Source organism: Myxococcus guangdongensis (genome assembly GCF_024198255.1).
Classification (GTDB): Bacteria; Myxococcota; Myxococcia; order Myxococcales; family Myxococcaceae; genus Myxococcus; species Myxococcus guangdongensis.
Genome location: NZ_JAJVKW010000013.1, coordinates 1 through 20,883 on the forward strand (window position 1 = coordinate 1; position 20,883 = coordinate 20,883).

Below are 20,883 nucleotides of genomic sequence, written 5' to 3' on the forward strand. Positions count from 1 at the left end.
TTCATGGAGGAGGTTCTCTCGGAAGTGCGAACGCTCGACATCCACCGAGAGGACTCCTTCCGTAGATTGGTCCCGCTACTCCCATCGGGTCCGTAAAGGGATCGCCGATGACGAACCTCGGTTTAGAAGGAGAGTGCACTCCCGGGAGTGCCTACGGGCCCGTCCAAACATCGATGCCTCCCCAATCCGGCCGCCGCGTCATGGGGGCGTCAAGGCCACTCCACACCTTGCGTCAACGCGAGTGAGCCATGCGAGCGAGGGGCTTCGTCAGTTCGTTCCGTCTGCCGAAGCGATGTTGTCCCTGCGGCAGAGCGCCCGAACGTCGGGCCACCGCGCCGCTCCAGGCGAAGCCAGTCTCGAACGGTACGGGCAGGACAGCGGCGTGAGCCCCCAGCAGAGCCAGGGCATCACCTTCGAGGTCCTGGGGCCGTTCCACTGAGGCCCGAGGGCTGACACGACTTCCCTATCTCCACTGAACAACGCAGACTCTCGGTGAATCAACCACAGACCGGGAGGACACCATGCGGATGCAATGGATTGCGTTGACCCTCGTGATGGGCGCCGTCGCCTGCGGGGGCGGTTTCGAGGAGGCAGATGCGGAGGCGTGGGGTGAAGCCAAGGCGGGGCTCACCCCCACCACCGAGGACCAGGTGGTGGCTCGACTGCCCGCGAGCACCGGGGCGGTCTTCGCCTATGGAGAATACCTGCCACCCGGCTACCTGACGTCCGCCACGCACTACCCGATCGTCGTCCACCTGAACGGGATGGGGGAGTTCGGCACCTCGACGACGGAGGCGGACCTGCTGAACGTGGTGACCCGCCACGGGGCGCTGAGGAACATCCACTTCACGAGCCAGGGCAAGGCGTACTTCGGACAGCGGCAGGTGATGGTCTTCGCGCCGCGCGCGCCGACGAGCTGGCCGGCGGCGGACATCGAGACGTTCATCAACTTCCTCGTCGCCAACTACCGCGTGGACACGACGCGCATCTACCTGACGGGCATCAGCGCCGGAGGCCACGGAGCCTGGCGCTACGCGTATACCTACGGCAGCCGGCTGGCCGCGCTGGCGCCCATGGCCACCAGCATCGGTGCGCCGGGCCCCACCATCACCCAACTGAAGAACGTGCCCGTGTGGGCGGTGCATTCGTACGGGGACAGCCTCTCGTACACCGCCGACCGCTCCTGGTTGACGGGCGTGACGAAGAACTACGGCCTGAGTCAATCGCTCCAGGTGCCAGCGCCGTCCCAGACCGTGACATACCTCTTCCCGGGCGCCAGCAGCCCCGCCTGGACGTCACAGCCCGGCGTGGTGGCCACCGGGAACGCCATCGCGCGCTTCACCGTGCTGCCCGGCACCGCGCACGACTGCTGGACCCAGCAGTATGACAACTACGCGTTCTGGGACTGGCTGCTCGCACAGCACCGCTGACACGGGGTGCACTGGACGCGCTCCTGCCGGGATGAGTCGGCTGCCACGTCATGAGCGCGTCAACGCCACTTCCAGCAGCGCGTGAGACAGGCGCGCCCGGCCCGGCTCGAAGATGGGCCGAGGCGGCTGCGCGCCTGTCTCTTCGCGGCGTGCGCCCGAGGGCCTAATCCTTCAACGCCTTCACGGGATAGCTGCCGGAGTAGGAACGGAATCGCTGCTCCAGCTTTCCGGGCACGAGCACGCCTGAGTTGAACAGCTTCAGCAGGAAGTCCTCGTACGTCGTCCACCGGGAGAAGTCCGCTCGCCGAAGCTCCTCGTAGAGCACGTAGGCCAACACGTGCATTCCATCGTCGTGGTCGCGGAAGAAGGCCGCGCCCGTGAGCGGCTTGCCATCCCTCGCGCGGAGCAGACCCTGGCGCTCGCTGACGAAGACGTCGATGGCCTCGGCGCAGTCCTCCTCCGTCAGCCCCTTGGCGGTGGTGTAGCCGAACGCCGGGTCGTGCTCGCGCACCAGTCGCTGGAAGTAGGGGTCCGCCTCCAAGGCCGTCAACCGCGCGTCGATGGCGCCCTCGCGCTTGAACGGCGGGTGGAGCAGCTCGTGGACGGCCGTCTTCACCGTGACGCTCAGCGGGTAGGTGAGGTCGGTGAGGAAGTTCCAGCCCGTCACCCGGATGCCGTGGGGTTTGGCGAACTTCAGCACGTGGGCGTTGAGTTCCTCCACGTGGAGCGCCCGGCCGAGGACGTCCTCGTCCCAGCCCACCACGTCATGGGGCGCCACCTGGACGCCGAGCTGCGCGATGGCCTGCTCGACCTGGGGCAGGTACTCCGCGCGCCAGATGCGCGAGAAGCCAATGCGCTGGAGAAAGGCGAACAGCACGCCCAGGTCCTGGCGCACGTCCTCCATCTCGGTGAAGTCGGAGTCCTCGCTGTAGCTCGTCGCCTGGAAGTCCCGGCGCATCGCCGTCCAGGCGGCATCGTCCGACACCGTCCTGGACAGGCCCTCCACGGTGGTGGCGCCCGTGACGGAGAAGACGAGCGTCAGGTAGGGCCCCACCATCTTCCCGGCCTGCTTTCCCATCCGCTCGGTCAGGTGCGCGAGCGCGGCCTTCTCCCCGGGCTCGAGCAGGGCGGAGAAGCGCTCAAACTCCTCAGGATAGAACCGCGTGTAGAACGCGTCACCACGGAGCAGGTTCAGCAGGCAGAGGGCGTCGTAGGCCTCGGAGGGACGCAGCACCCAGTGCGTGCGTCTGGCCTCCACGCGAGTGACGGCCGGCGCGGGAGAGGTGGGGACCACCTGCCGTGATGCGCAGCCGGATGATGCCAGCCACAGCGTGGCGACGAGGGCCACGGCGGGCAGGCCCCGGCGGGAGTCGGAGGTCGGGGCGGGAACGGGGGAAGCGAGCGGGTCCGGAGTCATGGCGCGGAAGCTGCCCCGTCCGCGCGAGGACGTCTTGGACAGAACTCATCCCATTGGACGAAACGAGCGACCCGCGAGCAGCCGCCGGTACTCGGCCGGGGTCAGGTGGAGGCGGCGGCTGAACTCGCGCGTCATGTGACTCTGGTCGCAGTAGCCCGCCTCCAGCGCGATGACGCTGAGGGGCTGCGCCGTCTCTCGCAGTGCCCGGCTGGCGCGCTCCAGTCGGGAGCGGCGCAGGTGGTCGACGGGGGTGCACTGAAAGAACTGGCGGAAGCCGCGACCCAGTTGCGTGGGGCTCACCCCCGCCTCGCGAGCCAGTTGCGCGAGCGTGGGAGGCGGCCCCCGGACCGCATCGAGCGACTCCCGCACCCGTGCGAGCCACGCGGGAGGGACCGACGCCTTCGGGGGCACCGTGGCGCGCACGGCCTCGGCCAGCAGCTCCAACGCCAGCCCTTCGATGGCCAGCGCCGCCAGGTCATCCCCGCTGCGGAACTCCTGATAGAGGCGCGCGGTCAACGAGGACAGTCGCGCCGACGTCAGCTCCATCCGGCTGTCCAGCCGGGAGACGAGGGGGTAGCGCGACCGCCAGACCGACTCGGAGAAGTCGACGTTGAAGGTGCGGGTGAGCCGACCGGCGATGCGCTGCTCGTGGGCGACCTCGGGTTCCTGAAAGGCCACCGACCTGGGAGGACATTCCCGGGCACGTCGTTCCAACACGTCGGTGAAGCCGCCTTCCAGCGTGAGCCGGAAGCCCGCGTGCTGGTGCCGGTGCCGGGGGAGGACGACGTCGGGAGGATAGGTGCTCTCCGTCAGGACGAGCCCTGCCACCTCCAGGCGCTGGAGCGGCGTGCCGAGATAGCGACCAAATCCAAGGACGGGTGCGGAGGGCACGAAGTCCCTATGCCCAGCCCGTGAATCGATTGCAATCGCCAGGCGCCATCCTCGAGCCCAGGTCGAGCGCGCCGCACCGCCGGGCGAAACTGCTTTCGGGCGGCAACCTGGCGCGACAACGCAATGAGAGGACGCGGGTCAGGCCGGCCGCGATGGGCCACGAGGCCACCGGGACAGGGCTTCGCTCATCCCAGGTCCCGCGCGCAGCGGGGCCCCGTGACTCGGTATCCTCGGCCTCTTCGCGCGGCGCAGACGCTCCGAGACGAATCCCGGCGTGTCTCGGCCGCATTGCTCGACCTGCGACAGCCAACGCCATGGAAGGCGCGCCGGCGCCCCTCTTCGACAGGGCTGAATCCATACAGGGTCGCCAGCGCAGGTCGGCAATGCGCGAGGCGGGCCCGTGGCACGAGACCGACGTCACAACGCGACGTTGACCGCGACCCCCTCACGCCCGGTCGCCCACTCGCGCAAGTACGCGTTGAGTTCCCCGAAGAACGATATCGACACCAGGTCCGACACCGCGAAGAGGTCCCGGAGCAGCGCGCCCACATGGTTGTTATGTGTTTCGGCGGCGTCAGCGTCCACGTACTCCTCGATGATCGAATAGTGACCGGGCTTCTGCGTGGTGAACCACTGGTAGCGCAATGTCCCCGGCTCGGTCGCGGCGACCGAGGCCAATGCCCGCGCCGCTCGGAGGAACTCCGTCTCCCCACCGGTCCGTGTCTTGAACTCACAAATCACCAGAAGGCTCATTCGACGCTCCTGCACAGGCTGCATTCCGAGGGATGGCGTTCGTCGTACCATCCGACAGACTCGAAGTCGTCAACGAACGCAGGCCCGTGGAGCCGCCCTTCCCGCGGCATCCTCTTGACGCACACATGGCGCAGCGTCCTGAGTCTGGCGCGGGCAGGTTCGGTCCTGCGCTGGCGTCCGGTGCGGGGACGACTCCCTGGAGAAGGGTGACGGATGCACGAGTCCGATTTGATCGCGGACGGAGATGCCTCCCACCGGACGGGTCAGCTGGGCGTCCCGGAAGTGACGGCGCTCGCGGCAGCGCTTCCGGTCGGTGACAGGATGTTGGCTGCGGCAGGGTGGGCGCCAGCGCTTCGGAGCGGGCCAGGAAGCGCTGGATGTCGCGTGTCGTCGTCCGCAGGTCCCCGGCAATCTGCCGCGGGGGATGGCCCCGGGCGGCCATCCACGCCGCCTGACATCTGTCACGCAGGCGGCGCGCCTCCGTCGTACGGAAGCACGTCTCCAGCTCGCTCCGCGCCACTCAGCTGGAGAGCAAGCGCGACGATGAACCGTCGCGCTTGCTCATTTGAAAGCGACCTTCGAGCGTTGGAGCTAGGTTGGCCGTGTCCTCACATCACCCACAGAGGCCGTCACAGCGAAATTGATAGAAGGTCCCGCATCCACTGGTCTGCACCTTGCACGAGTAGGCCCGGCACGTGTTGTTCCCACAGTACTGACTCACCCTGCTGCACTGGCACAGCGGCGCCAATCCTGGCGGAGCATCCGCGGGTGCTTCCACGGGCCCCAGCGTGGCCACGATGGCGATGGCTTCCTCTGCTCCAAAGGCATCCCGGATCTGCGCTCCAATGAGGGCGAGGCTCGGATGCTCCTCCTGGGTGAAGAGCTCGGGAGTGATCAGCGCGAGCGCGGACTTCAGGGCCGCGACTTGCGGCCTGGAGAGGTTCGGATGGGAGGCGGCGTACTGGCTGAGATGCTCACGCCAGAGCGACGCCTTTTTGACAGGTGAGAGCTCCGCGACGACGGCCTTTCGATAGGCCACTGGGAGGTGGCTCAGGTCCTTCAGCTCTGTCGGGAGATTTCCTGCATGGGCATTGACCCAGTCCTGAACCTGCTTCTGTGCCGCCTCGCACGAGTCTTCCGCGGACGCCGACGTCGGCGCCAGCAGCGTTGCAACCGCCAGAAGCGCGACTCCGAGAGACAGTAGCGTGCCTTTCACGATGTGTCTTCCTTTCCGTACACGAGTCACCCCACCGGGAATTCCGCTGGGAGCTCGGACGGGAAGAGGGACTGCGCCATCACGCGTCCCAAAATAATCTCTCCGCCGTGCCCGTGGAGGCGAAGGGCGAGGTGGAGCACCGGGGCGTACCCGGCGGCTTCCGCGTGCGGCCGGGCTCGACACCGTCTGCGGAGGCAAGCCCTCACACGCCGCGGACAGCGGCCGTGCGGGCCGAGAGTGGCCACGGGAGCCCCAGGCCTGGGACTCGGTCATCACGATGCGGCCTCGGACTTATGACCGCGCACCCCTCAAGGCAGATATTGCTGGGTGGAGATCTCCTCTGGACCAGAGCCCTTCATCCTCTTATGCGAAACACTGTAGGAATTCCCATCCCAGAAAATCTGCTGATAGCGGAGTCCATCCAACTTGCCTTGATTCCTCAGGTTGTTCCAGTCGGTCTGATTGACACGAATGACGGCGCTCGAGGCACAGCAATTGAATGTATACTTGCGCTCGGGGAAGCCGCTGTTGGAGCGACTGATGAATGCACAATTCGAGAGGTACATATTCGCAACGAGCACTGAATCCGCCGCGCCCATGTAACCCGACTCGATACACGACTGCGTGTCCCCTTCGACGCGAGGCTGCTTGAGCAGGGCCTCCATCTTGGCAGCCACCTCTGGAGAAGGCCCTTTATACGCCTTCTTGTTGGAGGGCTGCTTCGTCTCAGGGCCTAGCGTCTCGGTCACAGGAGCGGCCTTGGTGGGCTCATCCTGGTGCTTCACTGGCTTCACTGCCTGATTGGGAGCGGGGCCAGCCCCTTTGTTCTGCTCTTCAGCGTGCGCAATCACTCCGATACAAACCAGGGCCACCAACAAGCTACGGACCATTGAATCCTCCGTCCGATGTTGATTGCTGCGCGACGGAAGGTCGGGGGAATACCTGGCTCGGTCAATCCAGCAGAAATACCGAGTGCTTGGTTTTGGACACGATCGAAACCAAGAGCGGAGCGTACAGAATCAGCGCTCCGTGCCGGCGATGCCGAGGAGCAAAAACACCAAGCGTGCTGCTTCAGGGGAGCCACCAGGTTGCTGTCGTCAGGCTCAGGCAGCGTCACGTTGGTGGGCCGCGGCGCACCAAGCACCTTCGCGGTGAGGGTGAACGACGAGATACAAGGCTCTCATTTCGACTCCAAGCGCTTCGCGACCGCGACGGTGTCCCACGCACCGGTCATCGCGGTCTGTTCGTCCTTGCCGACCCGCACGGCCCTCGCTTCGACGATGAGCAGCTTCGCGTCGTCCATCGACACCAACGTCGGCTGCGACAGCGCGAGCTCGGCGAGCACGGTGGCGGAGCGCTGTCGGTACAACTTGAGGTAGTCGGCGTGCAGTCGGCTGGTGCCAGCGCGGCAGCTCGCGAGCATCTGCCAGCCGAGACGACGCCGCTCCTCGGGGTCCTCGCTCGCGTCGAGCGCGAGTGACAACGCGTAAAGCGAGCCGCTCATCGACAGCAGCTTCTTCGCGGTTGCGCGCGCGCCCGGTAGATCTCCGGCGGCGACCTGCTGGAGCCCGCGCATCAACGCCAGGTGAAACGCCTTCTCATCGTGTGCGCGCTCAACGGGAACCGTGATATCGGCGGGCACCTCGACGAGCTGTTTCACCTTCGGGCGCGGCGCGCGGTCCTGGAGCAACGCGATGAAGTGGTCGACCCGCGCGGCGAGCCAGTCGTCGAACGTCCCCAGCGTCTCGAGCTCACGCTCTTCGAACGGCTGCATCAGATGATGGTCTTCGAAGCGAATGACGAGCGCATCACCGCGCTCGTTCTTCACGCGCGCGTCGAACGCGAAGCTGTCGCTGTAGCCATCGTGAAAGACCCACAGGTGCTCCGACGCTTCTTCACCCGCAAGCTCGTGGAGATCGATGCAACCGTTGGCATCCGGCAAGTCGACGAGCGTCCACGCGCCGGTGTTCTGCAACGAGAACGCACCCTCGGGAGCGTCGGTGTCCGGCGCGAGCCAGGTCAGCGACCCATGCATCTGGAGGAACAGGCGATACGACGCCGGCACGAAGTCGGGCACCAACACCTTGAAGGGCGCACCCTTCAGCCAACGTCCGACACGCGTCGTCGCAGTGCCCAGCTCGAGGCCCTTCGGCGCCTTCTTCTGCGCTTCCAATACCATGCCGCGATGTGCACCTTCCGCGACGAAGGCGCACAACTTCTCGACCACGACATGCCCGCGTCGGCCGTCTCCACTTTCCATGATACGCTCTCCGCACGGCAGGTGATTGCGCCTTGGCATGACGGGCGTCGACAGTGAGCGGCAGCGTCCACCCGAAGTGCTGCCGGAAGTCTACGAGCCCTGGGTACTCCTCGTCATCGGGGCTCGGGAGACCTGGCTCGAGAGCGAGCCTCTGAAGCGAATCAATCCCAGTCGCCCGGCAGCTGCGACAGCAGGCCCTTGATGCCATCGAGGATGTTCCGCGCGCTGAGCTCTCCTTCGACCCGCTCCCCGACACTGTCTGGGAGGCTGTCGAAGCCAAGGTCGTTCTCGGAGCCCTCGATGCCGATAACGCCCTCGACGAGCAGGTCGGTTCCGTTGAAGACCTGCACGGCATGAGCCCTCTTCGAGAACAAAGACCGAGAGAGGTCGCACGACCAGAGGCGCCTGCGGAGCTCCGAGGCGAGGAAGGAAGCGCCGACGGCCGCCTCTTCTCCCTGGGCGACCAGAGGCATGATGGCCGAGTCGGTGCGGGCATCGCCTTCGGCCTTCTCGAAGTCGCCATTCGCGTGAACCCGGAGCCACAGTCCCGGCCGCTTCTGCAGCCGCAGCAGGAGCCGATTGCCTCTGCGCGAGCGCGTGGGAATGCCCGGCACCGCCCAATCACTTTCGAGGTCCGCGCCGCCGAGGTCGTGGACGACCAGGTCGCCCTTCGAGGTGCCCACCGCGACGAAGCGGTCATTCGGGGACACGCTCAGACAGGAGACGTCCCACGCGGACCCCTCACATGGCAGCACCCCGAGCACCCGCCCGCTACGGCTCGAAACGAGTGTCACGCCCTCCCGGCCGCCGGTCGCGAGCCAGCGCGTGCTGCGAGCCATCGCCAGCACCGTTCCCTGCCCGTGGCCATACGACAGGATCTCCGAGATCCAGTCCGCCCTGCCGGTCTCGTGGTCCCACCTGTAGAGGCGTGGCCGGACCGGGTCATCATCCCGGTTGAGAGGTGACTTCACACCCACCACGCGAGGCCCGGTCGGCAGCACGAAGCCCGGCCCGATGGCGACGTCTCGATCTCCCTTGAACCTCGAGAGCTCCTGTCCTGTCCGCGCATCGAGCACCACGAGATCCCACTCGAAGAAGCACCACAGCTTCGTCCCGTCGTCGGAGAGCGACAGGCCACAGGACGGCTCGAAGGCGTGGACGTCCTTCAGGAGCGGCTTCGGAGTCGAGCCCGGCGTCCACGACCAGACCACGTCGCCACGGGTGGCGGAGCCCGCCCAGTACACAGCGCCGTCCGGAGAGACCACCAGCGCCATGGGACGCGCCGCCAGGGGTGCGCTCTCCAGCACCCTGCCAGAACCCAGCGCGTACACCCGGGCGACCTTGTCCTCGAAGGTCGCGGCCAGCAGGTCCCCCGACGGGAACAGCCGGACCTTGTTGAGCCCCTCGGCGACCGTGAGCGTCGACACGGTCCGCGAGGTCGCGACGTCCCATACGCGGACCGTGGAGTCCTCCGCCGCCGCCGAGACGAGCCGGGACGAGTCCGGAAGCCAGTCCGCGGCGAGGATGGGCGTGGAGTGGCCCTCGAGCTTCGTCCTCGGCTTGTGAAGGTGTCTGTCCTGCTTCACGGTGCGCCTCTCACGGGTGGGCCTCCACCGGCACGCTCACCGTCGCGTGATGGCCGGTACTCACCAGGACATCGAACGCGCGGGGCGCCACGCTGTCCAGGGTGAAGGAGCCGTCCTCGTCCGTGGCGCCCTGGCAAGGGCATGCATTCTTCGGCGGTCACGTCCTCGAAGACGGAGCGGGACCACGAAAGGGCCATCCCTCCGCGTGAGTCCACGAAGACTGCCTTGGCGCTCGGCATCATCATCTGGTTCCACGCGCGTCCGCCGAGATAAGCTCCGGGATGTTGGCCCCTCGATTGCTTAGGGCCGAGCATCCCCCGACTCGACACTGGAAGCCGAGCCCCCATGCGTTCCCGTCACTTCGTCCCCCCCCTCCCCGCCGCTTCCACCTCGTCTGTCCGCTCCCAGGAGGTGGCCCTGTGAGCCGCATCGCGGGATGGGTGGTGCTGGTGCTCTCGCTGGTCGTGTCGTACGGCCCGGCCGAGGCCGCGCAGGCGAAGAGGAAGCAGGCGCAGCAGACCAAGGTCGCCGTGCTGCGCCCCGAGGGCAGCCAGGCGGAGGCCCTGCGCAAGGTGCTGACGGCGGAGCTGGGCAAGAAGGGCCGCGGGCGCGTGGTGCTGCCCGCGAAGAAGGTCGATGCCCAGGTGAAGCTCATCCGCGGCGGTCCGAAGACGGATGAGCAGCGGCAGGCCCTGGCGAAGAAGCTCGGCGCGGACATCCTGATCCTCTCCTCGGTGAAGGGGACCAAGCGCTGGGACGTGGAGGTCCGCGCCTACTCCGGTCAGGACGGCTCCCTCCTCGCGGAGGAGCGCTGGGACGTCCGCACGAACCGCGCCTTCCCCGAAGTCCGGCGCGAGCTCGAGCCCAAGCTGGGAACAGCCCTGAAGGAAGGCCCGCAGCAGAGCCTCCCACCCACCGCCGTCACGCCTCCGACGCCTGTCTCCGAGCCGGAGGTCGCGCCCCCTGCCCCCATCGCGGAGGCACCTCGCCAGGCGGTCGTGAAGCCTCCTCCGCCCACCGTGACGAAGAAGGAGCCGCCCGTGGTGCAGCCCGAGCCGAAGGCCGCCAGCCCTCGCAACCTGGACGGCCCCATCCTGGAGGCGCTGCTGTCCGGACAGGGGCTCTTCCGCCGCTTCAACTTCTCGGGCAGCAACGCCAGCGAGCGTCCCGACTACAGCCTCAACAGCGCCGCCGCCGCGGGCCTCGCTGTCAGCTACTTCCCCCTCTCCCACTTCACGGATGGGATGGTGCACAACCTGGGGCTCATCGCGCGGGGCTCACGCTCCATCGGGCTGTCCACGCGGCTCCCGGATGGCTCCAGTCACGCCACCACCGCGCAGCTCATCGAGGGAGGCCTGCGCTTCCGCCTGCCGCTGCGGTGGCTGGAGCTCTCCGTGGGCGCGCTGTACGGTACCCACTCCTTCGCGGTGGAGCTCCCGCCGGAGAGCACCTTCGCCCTGCCCGACGTGGACTACCGCTTCGCGCACGTGGAGCTGGGCCTGCGCAAGGCGCTCAACGAACGCTGGGCCATCGCCGCGCGCGTGGGCTACCAGCACGTCTTGAGCGGCGGCGAGCTGTCCTCGGACAACTACCTCCCGGAGCTGAGCGGCTCCGGCATCGATGGCGAGCTCGCCGTGGAGTTCGCCCTGACGCGTATCCTGGGGCTGCGGATGGGCGGAGAGGTGCGCAGCTACTCCTTCACCGCCGACGCCGCGGAGGGAGCCCCGGTCTTCGCTGGCGGCGCCAAGGACCTGTACTTCAGCGGTCAGCTCGGCCTGTACGTGAGGCTGTAGCACCGGCGCATTGAGGGGGGCTGTCCCCCACGCCTGTGGCGCCTCCTCCACACTTTCACGCGAGGCCCGCATGAAAATTGAGACGCGCATGCACGCGTGACACGAGTTTTTCAGTATCCGTGTCATCGGGCCATTCGACCGATGCGTGCGCGTCGCGGCTACATTGACAGGAACGCGTCATCCATCTGATTGGTATGTCTCCCAATCATGGAGGCGCTCGTGCCGAGGATGTGGTCACAACGGTTGTCACGAGAGCCAGCGGAGCGGGGACGGTGGTGGCGCCCGGTGGTGCTCGGGTTGCTCTTGAGCGGGGCTGCTGGCTGCGAAGGAACCCTCTCCAACCCGGAGGGCCCCGGTGGAGGCCCTGGCCCTGGCCCTGGCCCCGGCCCCGGTAATCCCCCGCCCACCGCCATCGAGAAGCCCGCCCCGTCCGTGCGGATGGCGCGCCTGACGCACGTGCAGTGGACCCACAGCGTGCAGGAGCTGCTCCGGCTGGACGCGCCGCCCACCACGCTGGCGGGCACCTTCCGCGCGGACCCCGCCCAGAGCGGCTTCCTCTTCGACAACGACGCGCGCGCCCTCTCCGTCGACGAGGCCCTCTGGGGCGCCTACCAGCGCGCCGCCGCGGAGCTCGCCAGCCAGGTGACGACGGACGCGACGAAGCTCGCGCGCCTGGTGCCCTCGTCGACCGCCTCCGGCGAAGCGCGCGCCCGCGCCTTCGTGGAGTCCTTCGGCCTGCGCGCGCACCGGCGCCCGCTGACGTCCGAGGAGGTGGAGAGCTACCTCGGGCTGTACCGCAAGGGGCCCCAGGCCTACGCGGACATGGCGGCGTTCGAGGGCGGCCTCCGGCTGGTCATCGAAGCCTTCCTCCAGTCGCCCCACTTCCTCTACCGCGTGGAGCGCAGCACCCAGGCCGTGCAGGACCGGGTGCCGCTCGACGATTACGAAGTGGCTTCGCGGCTGAGCTACGGCCTGTGGAACGCCATGCCGGACGACGCCCTGTTCGCCGCCGCGAGCGAGGGCACCCTGCACTCGCGCGACGGCGTCGCCACCCAGGCCAGGCGCATGCTCCAGGACGCGCGCTCGAACAAGGTGGTGGAGGCCTTCCACCGCACCCTCTTCGACGTGCCCCGCTATGCCGCCATCCGGCCTTCCCTCACGCGCTACCCGCAAGTGACCGAGCGCCTGGGCGAGTACGCGGCCCGGGAGACGAGCCTCTTCGTCCAGGACGTCGTCTTCTCCCGCAAGGGCGGCTACAGCGACCTGCTCACCTCGCCGGCCACCTTCGTCAACGACGAGCTGGCGCGCGTCTACGGGCTGAGCGGCGCGTTCACCGCCGACTTCGTCCCCGTGACGCTCGACTCGCGCGAGCGCAAGGGCGTGCTCACCCAGGTGGGCTTCCTGGCCTCGCACGCGACGTCGGTGGACCCGGACCCCATCCACCGCGGCGTCTACATCTCCGAGCGCATCATCTGCCGGAAGATTGGCGCGCCGCCGGCCAACATCCCGCCGCTCCCCGCCCCCCAGGGCCGCACCAATCGAGAGGTCGTCACCTCGCACACCGAAGCGCCGGGAAGCGCGTGCGCCAGCTGTCACACGCACCTCATCAACCCGCTCGGCTTCCCGTTCGAGAACTTCGACGCCATCGGCGGCTTCCGCACCACGGACAACGGACATCCGGTGGACGCCAGCTCGACGCCCAACATCAACGGGGAGACGGTGCCGGTGCGCGACGCGCTCGACCTGGCGGACGCGCTCGCGGCCAATGAGTCGGTGCATGCGTGCTACGCGAAGCACTGGGTGGAGTACCTCCACGGGCGTCCGTCCGCGCACGAGGATGCGCCGCTGGTGGAGCGGCTCGGAAAGCTGTCGAAAGCGGGCAACCTGTCCATCGTCGACCTCGTGGTGGAGGTCGTCACCAGCGAGGGCTTCGTGAATCGCCACCCGGAGGAGCTGCCATGAAGCTGAGTCGCCGGTGGGTGTTGAAGGGCCTGGGCGGGACGATGCTGAGCCTGCCGTTCCTCGAGGGGCTGATGCCGAGGACCGCCCGCGCGGCGGACTCGGGGGCGCAGCCGTACGCCATCTTCTTCCGGCAGGCCAACGGCGTCGCCTCGGCCCAGACGACGTCGGAGCTGGGCGCGGAGCCGGAGCGCTTCTGGCCGCGCACCTTGGGGGCGCTCACCGCGGACAGCATGGCCGGGCGGGCCGTGGATGTGCTCAAGGACCACCGCGCGAACCTGCTCCTGGTGCGCAACGTCAACATGAAGGACTACAACTACGGGGACGGCCACGCCCGCGGCGCCATGCAGGGGCTGACCGCGCGGGGCCCCGTGGTCGAGGGCGCGGGCGGCGGCTCCGAGTCCGGCGGTGAGTCCATCGACCACCGCATCGGCCGCGAGCTCAACTCGCAGCAGCGCGACTCGCTCGTCTTCTACGCGGGCCGGCGTGGCGGCTGGCTCGGGGGGCCCTGCCTCTCCTACCGGAGCAGCAACGTGCGCCGGGCCGCGCTGCATGACCCGTGGAACGCGTACCAGACGATGATTGGCGGCCCGGGAGGACTGACGCCCGAGGCTCGCGAGCAGCTCCTCGTCCGGCAGCGCAGCGTGAATGATTTGGTGAAGGCCCAGCTCCAGTCGCTCAAGCAGCGGCCCGAGCTGAGCGCGTCGGACCATGAGCGCGTGGACCTGCACCTGTCGAACGTGCGGGACCTGGAGGTCGCCCTGAGCTGCCGCATGCGCGCGGACCAGGAGCTCCTGCTCCAGCAGCAGGCGCCCGGCTATGACAGCACGGACGGCACCGAGGTGCTCGCCACGGCCCGGTTGCACATGGACATCGCCGTGATGGCGATGGCCTGCGGCACCAACCGCGCGGCCGTCATCCAGGTGGGCAACGGCAACGACGGCGACACGCGCTACCGCCACCCGGACACGGGGCAGTTGATGGAGAACTTCCATTACGTGTCCCACCGTCGCACGTCGCACGACGCCAGCGGCGGCATCATCACTGGCTCGGATGTGCTGCATCACCACGTGGACGTGCAGTTCGCGAGCACCTTCAAGCACCTGTTGGACAAGCTGGCGGCCTACCAGATGCCGGACGGCAAGCGGCTCCTCGAGCACGGCGTGGCGGTCTGGTACAACGACCTGGGCAACGGGCCGGCGCACTCGGCGCGCAACGTGCCCTTCGTCCTGGCGGGCAGCTGCAATGGCTTCCTCAAGCAGGGCGTCTACGTCGAGGCGTCGGGCGGCGGCAATCCCAACCACAACCGGATGCTGAACACGATTGGCTCCGCCGTGGGGCTGAGGAACGCGGCCGGCGGGAACCTGGATGACTTCGGCGACCCGACGCTGACCAAGGGCGTGCTCTCCGAGCTCATCGCCTGAGTGGATGATGGCGGCCTGCTCCAGTGCGCTGGAGCAGGTCGTCGAGCGCTGTCCGTGGAGCTGGGCAGCCTCACACTGCTGACACACCCTGTCAGCACCCCTCGGGCACAACCTTGGGATGCACAACTCCAAGCGACACACGCAGACCCCATTCACCCTGGCCATTTCCGACGCCGAGCTCGACGACCTCCGAGCACGGCTGAAGGCCACTCGCTTCCCCTCGACGGTCGAAGGCGTCGGCTGGGGCGATGGCACCGACGCCGAGCTGATCCGACACCTGGTCACCCACTGGGCGGAGCGCTTCGACTGGCGCGCCGCCGAGCAGCGCCTCAACGCGATTCCGCAATTCATCGAGGAGATTGACGGCGAGCGGGTCCACTTCGTTCATGCGGCGGGTCAGGGACAGACGCGCGTTCCCATCGTCCTCGCCAATGGCTGGCCGTCGAACTTCGTCGAGTTCCTGCCGCTCATCCCGCTGCTCACGGCCGAGCGAGACGGGGTGTCGTTCGACGTCATCATCCCCTCGCTGCAGGGCTTCGGATTCTCGGGCCGGCCCACGAAGAAGGGCATGAACATGACCCGCATGGGTCATCTGTGGGCCGAGCTGATGACCCGGCTGGGCTATGAGAAGTTCCTCGTGGCGTGCTCGGACCTGGGCTCCGGGGTCTGCTTCAGCCTGGTCCGCAACCATCCCAGCCGGCTCCTGGGGGTGCACTACCTCAACGTCTTCTCGGGGTACCCGCGGCCGGAGGCGCCGACGCCCGAGGAGGTGGACTACTTCCGGCGCGTCGACCTGTGGAACCTCACCCAGGGCGCCTACATCATGCTCCACGGGACCAAGCCGCAGACGCTCGCCGTCGGCCTCAATGACTCACCCGCGGGCCTGGCGTCGTGGATCCTCGAGAAGTTCCACGGCTGCAGCCTGCTGCGGGATGGCCAGCTCGAGTCCGTCTATTCGCTCGACGACCTGTGCACCCTGCTCTCGGTCTACTGGTTCACCCAGACGATTGGCTCATCGGTCCGGCTGTACAAGGAGGCCTTCGCCGACCAGGAGCTGCTGGCGCCGATGCCCCACCACGGCGTCAAGCAGGGCGTGCTGGTGCCCGCCGACGTCGACAATCCCGCGCCGCGCGCGTGGGGCGAGCGGCACCTGCAGAACCTCGTCCACTGGACCGAGGCGCGGCAGGTCGGGCACTTCCCGGCGCTCGAGGCTCCGGAGCACTACGCGGCCGATATCCGCGCGTTCCATGGCACCATCCGGTGAGCCACGGGCGCGCATGGACAAGACCGAACGCCTCTTCGCAGTCATGGACGCCCTTCGCCGGCACCGCCGCCCCGTCACCGCGGCGGCGCTGGCCGAGGAACAGGGTGTGTCCCTGCGCACGCTCTATCGCGACGTGAGGACGCTCATCGGTCTTGGCGCACCCATCGTGGGCGAGGCGGGCGTGGGCTACATGCTGAAGCCGGGCTTCTTCCTGCCGCCGCTGATGTTCACGGCCGAGGAGCTCGAGGCGCTGGTGCTCGGCTCCCGCTGGGTCGAGGCCCAGCCGGATGCCGGCCTCGCCGGGGCGGCGCGCAATGCCCTGGCCAAGATTGCCACCGCCTCGCCCGAGGACTTGCGCGACCGGATGAACGACACCGGGCTGTGGCCCATCCTGATGCGCGGCGGGGCGGCGCCCGTCCCCGTGCTCGGCCTGGTGCGCCGGGCCATCCGCGAGGAGAAGGCGATCCTCATCGTGTACGCCGACGAGAAGGGCCAACCGAGCCAGCGCGACATCTGGCCGGTGCAGCTCGCGTTTCATGAGGGCAAACAGCTCGTCGCAGCGTGGTGCTGCCTGCGCCAGGCCTTCCGCCATTTCCGCGTCGACCGCATCACCGCTGCCTCTGCGACGGAGGCTCGCTACGGCCGCCCCCGGTCCGTGCTGGCGCGGGAATGGCGGGAGGAATGGGAGCGGCTGTATCCCGATTGAGCGCGGCCACCTGCTCGAAGCGCGGTTCCTTGCGCGTCACCCGTTTCGGGGGCGCGCCCGCACTTCGTGTGGTCCCCCGGCCGGCCCTGCGCGGCCTGTCACGTGGTGTCACCGCGGCGCGATGCTCATCCGGTAGGCCTGGGGTGTCACGCCGTACCAGCGACGGAAAGCCCGGAAGAATGACGCCTGCTCGACGAAGCCGAGCAGGTATGCGACCTCGGCCAACGTCAGCTCTGGCTGCTTCAGGTACCCTTCCGCCAGCGTCTTGCGCGTGTCGTCCAGCAACGCTTGGAAGCCGACTCCGAATTCGCTGAGACGGCGCTGCAGCGTGCGCTCGCCGAGGCCCATGACCTGGGCGACCTGGCTCAGGGTCGGCGCTCCCTGCTGGAGGTGGTCACGAATGGCTGCTTGTACCGAGACGAGCAGCTTCGGGGCCTCGTCTGACCTTGGCAGGGCATTCTCGAGGACCCCACGAAAATAGCCCTCCATCTCCGCGTCTGCCTTGCGCACGCCAAGGGCCAGGACCCCCGGCTCCAAGACCAGCTCGGCGAGGGCGGCCCCCGTCGTCACGGCCGCGCCGAGCGTCTCCTCGTAGAGAGCGCGCTCCCTCGCTGGCATCCGCGCCCGGCGGCTGTACATCGCCCGCACGGGGATGGAGGCGTCGCTCAGCAGGGAGAGCAGGCGGATGGCCACGAGCAGGGTGTAGTCGGAGATGAGCTCACTACCGAGACTCGGGTCCTCTCGCTGCTCACGGATGTAGAGACCGTCGTCACGGAGCCCGGTCTCGTACGTCGCGGTGCGGTTGGTCAGCTTCTGGAATCGGGCATGACACGCCATGGCGACGCCGATGTTCGGCATGGTCTTGCACGCGAGGCCCACGACGCCGAGGCTCTTGACGTCATAGGCGCGGACCGCGGCGATAACGAACTCGGCATAGCGGGGCTTCGCGAACATCAGCTCCATGTGCTGGTAGGTCGACGCACCGCTGACCCGCGCGTCAGGCAAGAGCAACGCCTTCCGGCACCAGCCAATCCGGTCGGCCAGCTCGTCCTCGGTGGCACCGAACCGGAGCGACGCCTCGAACGCAGGCAGGACGTTGCACGCGGCGATGTCGCCCTCGGACAGCGGTTTGGCGGCCTGCGACATTGTTGGCGGCTCCCAGGGTGCAGCACCATCTTCACATGAACTGGCGCTATTCGTTCCTCTTCGCTCTCTTCGGTGTCGTGGGCTGTGGGCACGCATCCATCACCCCCCTTCAGGCGGCGCGGCTGGCGACACCGGCCGCGAGCCACGGTGAGTTGATCTACATCGGGACGGTGACGCCCGAAGGGAGCACCATCCCTGCGTTTCGCTACGAACGGCGCGTCCTCGAGCGTGCGAACGGTGAGCGCGTCTCGACGCACATCACGTTCGCGGACGACACGCCTGTCGTGCTGCAACAGGCGACACAAGACGAAGGCGGTCGGCTGATTGCCTTCGAGGAAGTCCACGGTCAACGCGGCGAGGCACACCACTTCGCGGGCGGTGAGCGCGGGGATGCGAACATCGTCGTCGGACCGACGCTGTTCGGATTCGCGCGCACCCACCTGCGCGAGCTGCGTGCGGGGCAGGCCGTCCCCCTGGTCTTCTGGGACCGAGGCAGCGAGTACGCCTTCGAGCTGACCTTGACCGGCGACACCGTCCAGATGCGTGCGACGAGCTTCTTCGTCGCGCTAGCCGTCTCACCGATAGAGTTCCGCCTGGGTCCGGGCGAGCAGGTCGTGGCGTATCGCGGACGCGTACCCCCACTGCGAGATGGCCGTGCCACGGACGCTGACGTGACCTATGTCCATCTTGCGCCGTTTCGCTAGGCCCCGTGCCGGTCCGTCCAACGGTCCTCGCGAGGAGCAGGCGCGCTCCGGCACCGTGGACAGGCGGGCCCTGCCGCTGCCCTTGCGAACCCGGCCGGACGCCGGTGGGACCCGGGGCCGGAATGCGGGCGCTCACCAGGGCGTCTTGCCGGAGAGGCTGCACTGCGCTGTGTCGCAGTCCAGTGGGTGGGGTGCCACGGGCAACGGATGCGGGCGCTCCTCCTCGCGGTACGGGGCGCAGCGACTGGAGGCGACGTGGAGCTACTGCTTTCGTGGCGGCGCGTTCGCGTTGTCCATGTCCGAGACGATCAGCCACGGCCCACCGGGTGCACGACGCAGGGTGAGGGTGAACTTCCCCATGTCGTCGGCTTTGTTGCCGTAACCGTATGCGCCGATGATGTAGCCGCTCGTCTCTTCAGCGGCGAACGCGAGCGCGCGCAGTTGCAATGGACCACCGCCCTGCCCTTCATAGGCGGCTCGGATGGCCGCACGACCACGGACAGGCGGGCGATTGCTCTGCAGCAAGAACCCGTCCTCCGCGAACAGCAATGCAAGCGCGGCCGCGTCGCCCGCGCGCCATGCCCGCTCATAGTCGCGCAGCACGCGGTCCAACGCAGGTGGCAGTGCGACATTGGGGAGGTGCACGGCCGCGGCGGGAGCAGGAGTGCCCTGAGCCAGGATGGGCTCAGTCACCAGCATCGAGCCAAGGACGACCCACGCAAGGCGATAGTGGCTCATGGACCTCGGGCTCCGGTGGATGTTGGGCTTGGGAGACGTCCTTACTTCGGCGCCACCGTCTTGGTCGCCGTCTTCGTTGTCGTCACGGTCTTTGTCGTCACCTTCGTCGTCGACGTCTTCGTGACTGTCGTTGTCGCCTTCGAGGCCGCCTCGGCCGTCGACACCACGCCATTCGAATCAAAGCCCTTCATGAAGAGCGCGACGACCGCAAGAACAGACAAAACACCTGCCAATTGCTTCATACGACCTCCTGTCGACAGCGTGTCATGTGGAACCCTGAAAATCAAGGAGAGGCTCCGCCCGAGACTTGAAGGCAAGCGCTGAATTGAATGCATCATCCGTGCGACTCGAGGTCGCTGAGACCTACTCCCAAGGCGCGAGCGGATTGCGTGGGAACCAATAGAAGAACCACGCCAGGACGCCCGCGCAGAATGTCAGCGTGGCCCCGCGCGGCAGCTTCGAGAGCGCCAGCGCCGACAGGATGCATTGGCTGGGGACAAACAGCAGCATGTAGAACGGATAGGTGACGCGCACGTGCGCGACCAGGAGGAAGAGCAGGTACGGGACCCCCACCAGCAGCGAGGAGAGGAGCGCCAGCGGCTGGCGCGCCCGGATGTCCGGCCACACGAGCGGAATGGCGAGCCAGATGAACAGCAGGATGACCAGGTTGGGCTGGTCCATGTACTGCAGGACATCTCGAGGGATGCTGCCGTCCTCGGCCTGGAGGGACGTGACGAAATACGGCGAGTTCGGAAACCCCGAGAACCACCGCAGCGGATGCACGCTGTCGCTCATCGCCGGCGAGCCGATGGTCTGATGATAGCTCGCCATGCTCGCGAGGTGATGCAGCGGACTGGGAAAGGCCTGATACACGAGGTCGTAGAGCCCCAGTCCCGCGAGAAAGGTCAGGGCCGCGGGGATGCCGACGCTCAGACCGACCCGTGTCGTCACCGCCAGCGCGGCCTTGGAGCGCCACCGCTCCTGGCTGAGCAGGACGTAGAGCACCAGCGCGATGAACACCATCGCCACCACGCCCTTGGCCAGCATGCCAACGCCGAGCGCGAGTCCAGCGAGCCACCACCGCTGCCCCGTGAACAAGTAGACGCCCAGCATCGCGAAGAAGAACGCCGGGATGTCGAGCATGGCAATCGACGAGTGGACGAACCAGAGGTTCTCGAAGCCGAGCAGGAAGGCGGCGAGGAGCGCGACACGACCGTCCGTGAGCCTCCGGGTGAGGAGGTAGAGCAGCACCAGCGTGAAGCTGCCTGCGAAGACGGAGGGCAGGCGCCAGCCGAATCCTCGGTCACCGAACGCCTGGATGCTGAGTGCGATGAGCACCTTGGCCAGCGGCGGATGCTCCTCGTTGCACGCCGTCCCGTCGAGCAGACACCTGGCGGCCGGTACGTAGTGGGCCTCGTCGAAGACATAGGACAGGGCCGGCTGATCGATGATGAGCAGGTGAAGCAGCAGGACCCCCGCCACGAGCCCCACGAGTGCCCAGCCATCGCTGGGCGTCGAGGGCTTCGGCGGCGTCGAGCCATCCCACCGACGCATCTTGAGACTCCATCGAGAAGGTGCGTCCATGCTTGATGACCG

General features: G+C 67.7%; 18 protein-coding genes. 7 read left to right on the plus strand and 11 right to left on the minus strand.

Annotated elements, in window-relative coordinates; translation table 11 throughout:
• The first annotated feature begins 521 nt into the window (after window positions 1–521).
• Window positions 522–1,430: a carboxylesterase family protein gene (locus LXT21_RS32945; RefSeq protein ID WP_254042182.1), complete on the plus strand. Its 909-nt coding sequence runs from the start codon at window positions 522–524 to the stop codon at window positions 1,428–1,430.
• Window positions 1,431–1,593: 163 nt separating this feature from the next.
• Here the strand turns inward: LXT21_RS32945 and LXT21_RS32950 are convergent, their stop codons facing one another.
• From LXT21_RS32950 to LXT21_RS32980, 7 genes are all read right to left on the minus strand, one after another.
• Window positions 1,594–2,847, minus strand: a complete 1,254-nt coding sequence (locus LXT21_RS32950) for a hypothetical protein (protein WP_254042183.1) — start codon at window positions 2,845–2,847, stop codon at window positions 1,594–1,596.
• Window positions 2,848–2,892: 45 nt separating this feature from the next.
• Window positions 2,893–3,738 carry a helix-turn-helix transcriptional regulator gene (locus LXT21_RS32955; RefSeq protein ID WP_254042184.1) on the minus strand — a complete coding sequence of 282 codons (846 nt, stop codon included), beginning with the start codon at window positions 3,736–3,738 and terminating at the stop codon, window positions 2,893–2,895.
• A 417-nt stretch (window positions 3,739–4,155) separates the two neighbouring features.
• Window positions 4,156–4,491 carry a putative quinol monooxygenase gene (locus LXT21_RS32960; protein WP_254042185.1) on the minus strand — a complete coding sequence of 112 codons (336 nt, stop codon included), beginning with the start codon at window positions 4,489–4,491 and terminating at the stop codon, window positions 4,156–4,158.
• A gap of 613 nt (window positions 4,492–5,104) precedes the next feature.
• Window positions 5,105–5,707 carry a bacteriocin fulvocin C-related protein gene (locus tag LXT21_RS32965; RefSeq protein ID WP_254042186.1) on the minus strand — a complete coding sequence of 201 codons (603 nt, stop codon included), beginning with the start codon at window positions 5,705–5,707 and terminating at the stop codon, window positions 5,105–5,107.
• 308 nt (window positions 5,708–6,015) lie between these two features.
• Entirely contained in the window at window positions 6,016–6,585 is a 570-nt protein-coding gene (locus tag LXT21_RS32970; RefSeq protein WP_254042187.1) for a hypothetical protein, read from the minus strand.
• Window positions 6,586–6,887: 302 nt separating this feature from the next.
• Window positions 6,888–7,967, minus strand: coding sequence for an SMI1/KNR4 family protein (locus LXT21_RS32975; protein ID WP_254042188.1), 1,080 nt, complete (start codon window positions 7,965–7,967; stop codon window positions 6,888–6,890).
• Window positions 7,968–8,128: 161 nt separating this feature from the next.
• Window positions 8,129–9,553: a WD40 repeat domain-containing protein gene (locus LXT21_RS32980; protein WP_254042189.1), complete on the minus strand. Its 1,425-nt coding sequence runs from the start codon at window positions 9,551–9,553 to the stop codon at window positions 8,129–8,131.
• Between the two features lie 419 nt (window positions 9,554–9,972).
• On the opposite strand from LXT21_RS32980, the gene LXT21_RS32985 reads away from it, so the two are divergent.
• From LXT21_RS32985 to LXT21_RS33005, 5 genes are all read left to right on the plus strand, one after another.
• Window positions 9,973–11,346 carry a hypothetical protein gene (locus LXT21_RS32985; protein WP_254042190.1) on the plus strand — a complete coding sequence of 458 codons (1,374 nt, stop codon included), beginning with the start codon at window positions 9,973–9,975 and terminating at the stop codon, window positions 11,344–11,346.
• A 243-nt stretch (window positions 11,347–11,589) separates the two neighbouring features.
• A complete protein-coding gene (locus tag LXT21_RS32990) occupies window positions 11,590–13,308 on the plus strand; it encodes a DUF1592 domain-containing protein (RefSeq protein ID WP_254042191.1) in 1,719 nt (572 codons plus the stop codon).
• Window positions 13,305–14,729 carry a DUF1552 domain-containing protein gene (locus LXT21_RS32995; RefSeq protein WP_254042192.1) on the plus strand — a complete coding sequence of 475 codons (1,425 nt, stop codon included), beginning with the start codon at window positions 13,305–13,307 and terminating at the stop codon, window positions 14,727–14,729. The genes LXT21_RS32990 and LXT21_RS32995 overlap by 4 nt, the downstream gene beginning before the upstream one ends.
• Window positions 14,730–14,847: 118 nt before the next feature.
• Window positions 14,848–15,993 carry an epoxide hydrolase family protein gene (locus LXT21_RS33000; protein ID WP_254042193.1) on the plus strand — a complete coding sequence of 382 codons (1,146 nt, stop codon included), beginning with the start codon at window positions 14,848–14,850 and terminating at the stop codon, window positions 15,991–15,993.
• Window positions 15,994–16,006: 13 nt separating this feature from the next.
• Window positions 16,007–16,699 (plus strand): helix-turn-helix transcriptional regulator, encoded by a 693-nt coding sequence (locus tag LXT21_RS33005; protein ID WP_254042194.1) that lies wholly within the window; start codon window positions 16,007–16,009, stop codon window positions 16,697–16,699.
• Between the two features lie 108 nt (window positions 16,700–16,807).
• Here the strand turns inward: LXT21_RS33005 and LXT21_RS33010 are convergent, their stop codons facing one another.
• The gene (locus tag LXT21_RS33010) at window positions 16,808–17,845 is read right to left on the minus strand and encodes an AraC family transcriptional regulator (RefSeq protein ID WP_254042195.1); all 1,038 of its coding nucleotides are present in this window, start codon (window positions 17,843–17,845) and stop codon (window positions 16,808–16,810) included.
• Between the two features lie 35 nt (window positions 17,846–17,880).
• Here LXT21_RS33010 and LXT21_RS33015 point away from each other — a divergent pair, with 35 nt between their 5' ends.
• Window positions 17,881–18,549 (plus strand): hypothetical protein, encoded by a 669-nt coding sequence (locus LXT21_RS33015; RefSeq protein ID WP_254042196.1) that lies wholly within the window; start codon window positions 17,881–17,883, stop codon window positions 18,547–18,549.
• A gap of 261 nt (window positions 18,550–18,810) precedes the next feature.
• On the opposite strand, the gene LXT21_RS33020 is transcribed toward LXT21_RS33015, so the two are convergent.
• From LXT21_RS33020 to LXT21_RS33030, 3 genes are all read right to left on the minus strand, one after another.
• On the minus strand, window positions 18,811–19,287 hold the full coding sequence (locus tag LXT21_RS33020) for a YybH family protein (protein WP_254042197.1): 477 nt from the start codon (window positions 19,285–19,287) through the stop codon (window positions 18,811–18,813).
• A gap of 41 nt (window positions 19,288–19,328) precedes the next feature.
• The gene (locus LXT21_RS33025; protein WP_254042198.1) at window positions 19,329–19,529 is read right to left on the minus strand and encodes a hypothetical protein; all 201 of its coding nucleotides are present in this window, start codon (window positions 19,527–19,529) and stop codon (window positions 19,329–19,331) included.
• 121 nt (window positions 19,530–19,650) lie between these two features.
• Window positions 19,651–20,841: a glycosyltransferase family 39 protein gene (locus LXT21_RS33030; RefSeq protein ID WP_254042199.1), complete on the minus strand. Its 1,191-nt coding sequence runs from the start codon at window positions 20,839–20,841 to the stop codon at window positions 19,651–19,653.
• Between the last annotated feature and the right edge of the window lie 42 nt (window positions 20,842–20,883).

Coding starts and splice junctions, on each gene's coding strand:
- LXT21_RS32945 (WP_254042182.1), top strand. CDS start 522: ATGCGGATGCAATGGATTGCGTTGACCCTCGTGATGGGCGCCGTCGCC.
- LXT21_RS32950 (WP_254042183.1), bottom strand. CDS start 2,847: ATGACTCCGGACCCGCTCGCTTCCCCCGTTCCCGCCCCGACCTCCGAC.
- LXT21_RS32960 (WP_254042185.1), bottom strand. CDS start 4,491: ATGAGCCTTCTGGTGATTTGTGAGTTCAAGACACGGACCGGTGGGGAG.
- LXT21_RS32975 (WP_254042188.1), bottom strand. CDS start 7,967: ATGGAAAGTGGAGACGGCCGACGCGGGCATGTCGTGGTCGAGAAGTTG.
- LXT21_RS32995 (WP_254042192.1), top strand. CDS start 13,305: ATGAAGCTGAGTCGCCGGTGGGTGTTGAAGGGCCTGGGCGGGACGATG.
- LXT21_RS33000 (WP_254042193.1), top strand. CDS start 14,848: ATGCACAACTCCAAGCGACACACGCAGACCCCATTCACCCTGGCCATT.
- LXT21_RS33005 (WP_254042194.1), top strand. CDS start 16,007: ATGGACAAGACCGAACGCCTCTTCGCAGTCATGGACGCCCTTCGCCGG.
- LXT21_RS33010 (WP_254042195.1), bottom strand. CDS start 17,845: ATGTCGCAGGCCGCCAAACCGCTGTCCGAGGGCGACATCGCCGCGTGC.
- LXT21_RS33015 (WP_254042196.1), top strand. CDS start 17,881: ATGAACTGGCGCTATTCGTTCCTCTTCGCTCTCTTCGGTGTCGTGGGC.
- LXT21_RS33020 (WP_254042197.1), bottom strand. CDS start 19,287: ATGAGCCACTATCGCCTTGCGTGGGTCGTCCTTGGCTCGATGCTGGTG.
- LXT21_RS33025 (WP_254042198.1), bottom strand. CDS start 19,529: ATGAAGCAATTGGCAGGTGTTTTGTCTGTTCTTGCGGTCGTCGCGCTC.
- LXT21_RS33030 (WP_254042199.1), bottom strand. CDS start 20,841: ATGCGTCGGTGGGATGGCTCGACGCCGCCGAAGCCCTCGACGCCCAGC.